This window comes from Oscillibacter sp. (assembly GCF_031978065.1).
GTDB lineage: Bacteria > Bacillota > Clostridia > Oscillospirales > Oscillospiraceae > Oscillibacter.
Genome location: NZ_DALZCH010000153.1, coordinates 1 through 5,914, shown reverse-complemented (window position 1 = coordinate 5,914; position 5,914 = coordinate 1). Strand labels below are relative to the sequence as shown.

At 42.6% G+C, this 5,914-nt stretch carries 6 protein-coding genes; all 6 read left to right on the top strand.

Annotated features, from left to right (window positions below):
• Positions 1-257: 257 nt before the first annotated feature.
• On the top strand, positions 258-770 hold the full coding sequence (locus tag RTK01_RS15645; protein ID WP_312281863.1) for a hypothetical protein: 513 nt from the start codon (positions 258-260) through the stop codon (positions 768-770).
• A gap of 357 nt (positions 771-1,127) precedes the next feature.
• Positions 1,128-1,814 carry a hypothetical protein gene (locus tag RTK01_RS15640; protein ID WP_312281862.1) on the top strand — a complete coding sequence of 229 codons (687 nt, stop codon included), beginning with the start codon at positions 1,128-1,130 and terminating at the stop codon, positions 1,812-1,814.
• Positions 1,815-2,220: 406 nt separating this feature from the next.
• Positions 2,221-2,535 carry a hypothetical protein gene (locus RTK01_RS15630; protein WP_312281861.1) on the top strand — a complete coding sequence of 105 codons (315 nt, stop codon included), beginning with the start codon at positions 2,221-2,223 and terminating at the stop codon, positions 2,533-2,535.
• A gap of 369 nt (positions 2,536-2,904) precedes the next feature.
• Positions 2,905-3,621 carry a hypothetical protein gene (locus RTK01_RS15625; protein WP_312281860.1) on the top strand — a complete coding sequence of 239 codons (717 nt, stop codon included), beginning with the start codon at positions 2,905-2,907 and terminating at the stop codon, positions 3,619-3,621.
• Positions 3,622-3,787: 166 nt separating this feature from the next.
• Positions 3,788-4,204 (top strand): hypothetical protein, encoded by a 417-nt coding sequence (locus RTK01_RS15620; RefSeq protein ID WP_312281859.1) that lies wholly within the window; start codon positions 3,788-3,790, stop codon positions 4,202-4,204.
• 482 nt (positions 4,205-4,686) lie between these two features.
• Positions 4,687-5,914: hypothetical protein (locus tag RTK01_RS15615; RefSeq protein ID WP_312281858.1), on the top strand; the 1,228-nt coding region annotated here is incomplete at its 3' end.

Genomic DNA, 5,914 nt, shown 5'->3' with positions numbered 1-5,914 from the left:
GTCCCCCGGAAACTGCGGTAAACGCGGATTGCTTTTGCAGGAAGCTCTGCACGATACTTGCGGCTTTCCATAAAAAAGGCGAGTCCCATGCAGTAGGAAACGAAAATTGGTTCCGTAGGTAGTTCTGGCAGAAAATCAATGCTCCCATATCTCCGGGACGCGAAAGGAGCAGGCCGATGCAGTAAGTATTATCGCAATGACATTTTGCATATCTTTATCCCGGCGAATTCTTTACAAAATGAGAAAAGAGGTATAACATGAAAAAGAAAATGATGAGTTTGGCTCTTGCAGTGATGATGTGCGTGTCTCTGTGTGTTCCGGCGTTTGCAGCAGAACGCACAAGAATTGAAATCAATGTGGAGAATGAAGCTGAAATCGCAGAATTTTTTCATTCCCCAGAATATGACCCAGATAACCTCTATTCGTTCATTATTCCGAACCAAATACAATTAAGAATGCTTTGTCCAAGGTGCGGGAGTAACAGTTATCGAGGCATGACTGAACGCAGAGAGGGGCCTCCTATCATGATAATGTGCCCTGCCTCTCCAGATTTGTCGAGCGATAAATCCATTAAATTTGAAGTCTACACATACTCAGAGTGCGATCAATGCGGATATAAAACTTCGTCTGTTTTCCTTAATAAATATTGGGAAATAGAGTGCCATCTAGAGTATTGGGATGGTGCGGGTACATGGAAAGCAAGGCCCGGCCAATCCTACCGGAATGGTTACGATTTACACGAGGACCCTGACTATATGGGACTGAGGTAACGCAATTGCATAATGGGAATCAATTGCTCGCTATAAATGAAGACAACCATGAGCGAAACGCAGGACAGACACAAGCGGATGATTGGGCGTGGGTCGAACCATGAAAACAGCCCGTCATAAAACTTGGCCTTGGGCTGTGAGATGAACCAGTTTATGTCCTGTATGGTTTCCTGACAATAGATAACGGTCAGCCCCTTTCGGTGTGGTTTGCTGTAACAATATAATACCATTGGGGGCTGGCTGTTTCTATTTTTCGTAGTGACAATTGCGTGTTGCCCTGACGCGAACCCTTTGATTGCAATATGTTTATCAGGTTTTGCTTACGATTAAAAATGAAGATGCTTGTGAGGTGATTGTTTGAAGCGATTGATATATGTATTTCTTGCGGTTTGCGTACTTGGTATTCTCTTCTCGCTGATCGGCTCTAAAAAAGACGAACGGTTTCAAACTACTTTTCCATTAGAGGAGGAAGAGATTACCGCTACGCTGGAAAAAGTCGGGCTGCCGGGAGTTATTTCCGAATCAGAAACGGATTCGTATAGAAAAGGACATATCCAATATGTAGTTCGCAGCCCAACGGAAACGTATGACGGCACCAACAATAGCGTGTTTCTCGCGGATATTTCCTCTGCAAATTATAAGGGCGAACGAATGTTATATACAATATTTGATCAGAGCGTTGATTCTGAGCAAATTGTGTGGGAGGACTGGAAGCAGCAAATCGTGTTTGCCACGCTGCTTTACGGTGGTTTCGAGAATGAAGAGGAGGTTTATCAGGCGTTCTTAGAAAAAGAAGTTCCAAAAGATTTCTTTGGCAAGGCCGTGGAATTACCTGCGGGATATAGCAGGATGTCCTATAGGGGGGACGTGCAACTTCCTGAGGGATATTGTATGGTGGCCTATACCTTCAGCAGTCGTAGAACTTATAACGAAGACGGCTTTCCTATAAAGAAACAATCCGCTTCTTTGAGAGTAAACATCTATGAGTCCTACGAGCTTTATCAAAAACTCAGCACGAACCAGCAAGGCAAAACAAACCGTTAAGGATGCCTGGTTCTTAGAAACTTTATTGGTGTAAGCGATATGCTGTCGCTACCTTCCGTGTATCCATATGTATACTTCCTTATCAGTTGTCTTTGTTGCATCTATTTTTCAACCTGTTTGGATTGTACCATTTTCTGACCTGCCGATCTACGTGGGCAGTGGCTTGACGGTTACTGTCATACCGTTGAACTCCTAGAGTGTGTTTTGAAACCTTAATAGTTGAATAAAAGTGCCTAATGTGATAGAATAATTACATGAGACGACATGAATTACCCACAGAAGCGTGGGAGAAAATTAAAGAACTGCTACCGCCGGAAAAGAAGCCACAGGGTGGACGACCAGCTAAAGACAATCGTACAAATGAATACACCCCGACTAGTTGGAGTTATTTAGAGGATGTCTATTTATGAGCTTATCAAATTCGTTTTTATTACTTGAATTTGGAGCAATTTTATACTTCATTCACGATTTGTGGCTAGGTATATCAATTTTACGAAATATAAATAAAACTGATGTTTATACTGATATTACGGGAGCCAAAAGGCGCATTTTTTTATTTTTGCAGGCAATGCTTTGCTTCGTAAGTGTACTCCTTTTTGTGCTCATTGTCATTATAAACAAAACCACCATTATATGGGTGTTTACTGCGATTGCTATCACGGCTGTACAAAAAATTTTTACAGGAGCATATAAGTTTTTTGTAGCAAGGTTGCAAAAGTGAAATCGGATAGATGGTTCACCACTTGTAATTCAGGCGACCCTTTCGGGTCGCCTGAATGCTAGTCTAGAAGGCTTCTTTAATCCGCCCTTTCGGATGTTTTTTATCCCAAGAATCCCAAATGATTTCCGCCCGAGCATAACACATAAAAGCAACCCATAAAGAAATAAGGAATTTTGAAGAAGAATGTCGCCCTTTCCTGCTTTCCAAACACGAGGATTACAAAGGAGTCCGAAACCGACGATCCCACGCCACCGGGGCACGAAAGGGGCGAACCGATGCAGTAAGTATTATCGCAATGACATTTTGCATATCTTTATCCCGTCGGATTCTTTACAAAATGAGAAAAGCGGTATAACATGAAAAAAACTAATGAGTTTGGCTCTGGCAGTGGTGATGTGTATGACGTTAGCCGTGTCCGCAACTGCTACTCCGGCAACACCGCAAGCATCTGAATACGGTAATTTGATTCTGTATTCCGAAGGCCAGTCTAGCACGGTTGCTCAGGTTAAAAAATCTTCCCGGCCCTTGGAAATTCCTGCATCAGAGAGTAAGGAAGCGCAAAGACTGGTGCCTCAGCCAATCTCTCCCGATGTAAACATTCGACAAATTATGGGTTACCCAATAGTCTACTGCACGGAGGACAATGCAGTTTATTACTTTGACGGAATTCGGTCGATTGCCGGATGGGCTACCAGTCCTCAAAGCGCGAGTCTTCGCTTGACAAGTAACGAAATTGCAATATTGTATAATCAGGTGAACAGCGCAGGTGCGCGGCTGAATGATGGGAAGACATACACAATTGTTGGATGGAGACTGCTGGCCACAGTTGACCTTTCGGCCGACAAACCTATCAATGTAAAATGGACGCCGCATGGCACCTGTTTGAGCGGTCAAGAGGAGCATACTATAAATATTCCTTATCAGAATACAACCTTGACAATCGACGAAATGTTCCTACTCCCCGAGAACAATATGAATTACTATTATGTTGGCTGTGATGGCGGTTTTTATTTCAATTATGTTGGCGGAGGGCCTGGTAGCGCTGTGCTGGGTGTGGCAATCATAGCAAATACGGACAAAGCGTAAATATACATTGGAGGATTCACTTAATGAACGATATTAGGGAAGGCGGTATATCCCCTCAGGGGCCGTTGTTTAAGACAAGACCTTTTAAAGGAAATTTGTCCATAGGGACACCGACAAAAGAGTTTTCCCGGTATATGGCGGAGGTTGGCAAAACCAGGATGCCTATGTGAGCAACACGCCGCCCGGAAGGACAGAAGCGTCAGATGAAAGCATTCAGCGTTGGTCGGAGAAATATGATCCTGAGCATATGTCACAGGAGGAATACCGCGCTTTTGTGGACGATTTGGTATCTGCTGGTAATTTGTCAGAGACCGACAAAAATTATATCGGCTATTCCGACATGGTTTGTTTAGGTACGCTGGAAGAAGTGGCTTCCGGAAACTCATCCATAGCCTATGATGCGAACTCCGATGTTGCTCCGTATGAAACGCTGATGGAAGCTGACGGTAATGCCAGAAGTTGGGCTGCCGCATGGTGCGGTTTAGTATCTTCAGACCAACCAAACGGGTTCTTGAATCGGCGTATCTCAGCATTTGACGCCCTGTCTGAAATCTTCGGCAAAATGTCTGCAGCTAAAAAGTAAATTTTTGTAGCTTAGAGGGAAGCGTTGAAAAATGCTTCCCTCTAAAAAATATGAATTCTAACTTATCGAGCAGGCTGGTTTCTTGTGAAAGCGCCAGCCTGCTCTTTTCACCATATGCTGACGAGTGTGCCCACACTTGCAATTCAGGCGGCCTTCGGGTCGTCTGAATACTTGTTTGGGTGGCTTCCTCAATCCGCTCATTCGGATGTTTTCCATCCAAAGAATCCCAAATAATTTCCGCCCCAGCATAACATATGAAAGCAACCCATAAAGAAATAAGGAATTCTGAAGAACAATGTCGCCCTTTCCTGCTTTCCAGACACTAGGATTACAAAGGAACTCGGAACCAACCATTTCGTACCACCGGGTCACAAGAGGCGTGGGCCAATGCAGTAATATTACATAGGGTGGCAAAAAGCCGAAAATGAGATCGGACTTAATTCATGGGCATATCCTTTAGAAATGAAAGAAAGAAGTATAATATGAAAAAGAAAATGATGAGTTTGGCTCTGGCAGTGGTGATGTGCATGACGTTGAGCGTTCCGGCATTTGCAACAGGAAGCGAAGATTCCTCATATAACTCTGTCGCTTTGTCAAAAGCAGCAATTGCAACAGTCACTGAAGATGATTTGTTGGTTTCAGAAGATGAAGCAAATTATATCGCACAGTTATTTGTAAGCGATTTAGTAAAGTCCGAAGCAGTTTCATGGAATGAGAATACTGATGTTGTCAGGATTGTGCCAATGTATGATCAGGAAAATAATACCACAGCTTATACAGTAGAGCTTACCGAAGGATATGTTGTAGTTTCAGCTTATATGGGTGTTGACAATATTATTCTTGAATGGTCTGATGTTGCAGAACCTATTTATCATGAATTTGAATTTGAAGATAATGAACGAATTATCTATGCTGGTCAACTTGGATACTATAAGGATTCGGGGTTGTCAACACTTGAAAACCTTGATGGCGAACAAATTATGAGAACCGAAATTGAAAATTCATTGGCTTCCGCTAAGGAAGTTGAAAACGTTCCAACTCCGGTTTTAGCAGCAATTATTGAAGAAAAATCAGCTGTATCAAGGGGCGTTTTTGATGATGAAATTGATGATCCATTTGCACATGCAAATCAATATTATGTTGGCCCATTTAGCAGACACGATTCAATAAACAAATGGGAGAGTAACGGTAGAACGATTGAGTGCCACAGCACCTCAGAATTTTCTGGATATAAAAATCATTGCGGTCCAACGGCAATTACAAATATGCTTATTATGTATGGCAATCGTTATGGTATAAATACCATCAATCGCAAAAGCACTCAAGATATATTTCAAAGGGTCGCAGACATTGGAACTGCAAATTTATATTATGTAAACAGCGACTTGGGCGGTGTAATTGGAGGCACATCTAATACATTGGCCGCCAAGTATACTCAAGTTTGTTTTGAGGAATACGGCATTGATTCTGGCTTTTGGCGCAGAGATTTGACATATGATAACATTGTTGCGACTCTGGAAGAAGATTATATAATGTATGTTATGTTGCAAGGACATCAGACATACGGAAACCACCATATTGTTGGGTATGCGTATACGCACTTGATTAGTTCTACGACAGGACTTTTTAAAACGTATCTCAAAGTCGCTGACGGCTGGACAACACATCCAAGATACATTGACTTGGCCTCTGCTTCTGGTGATGATTATT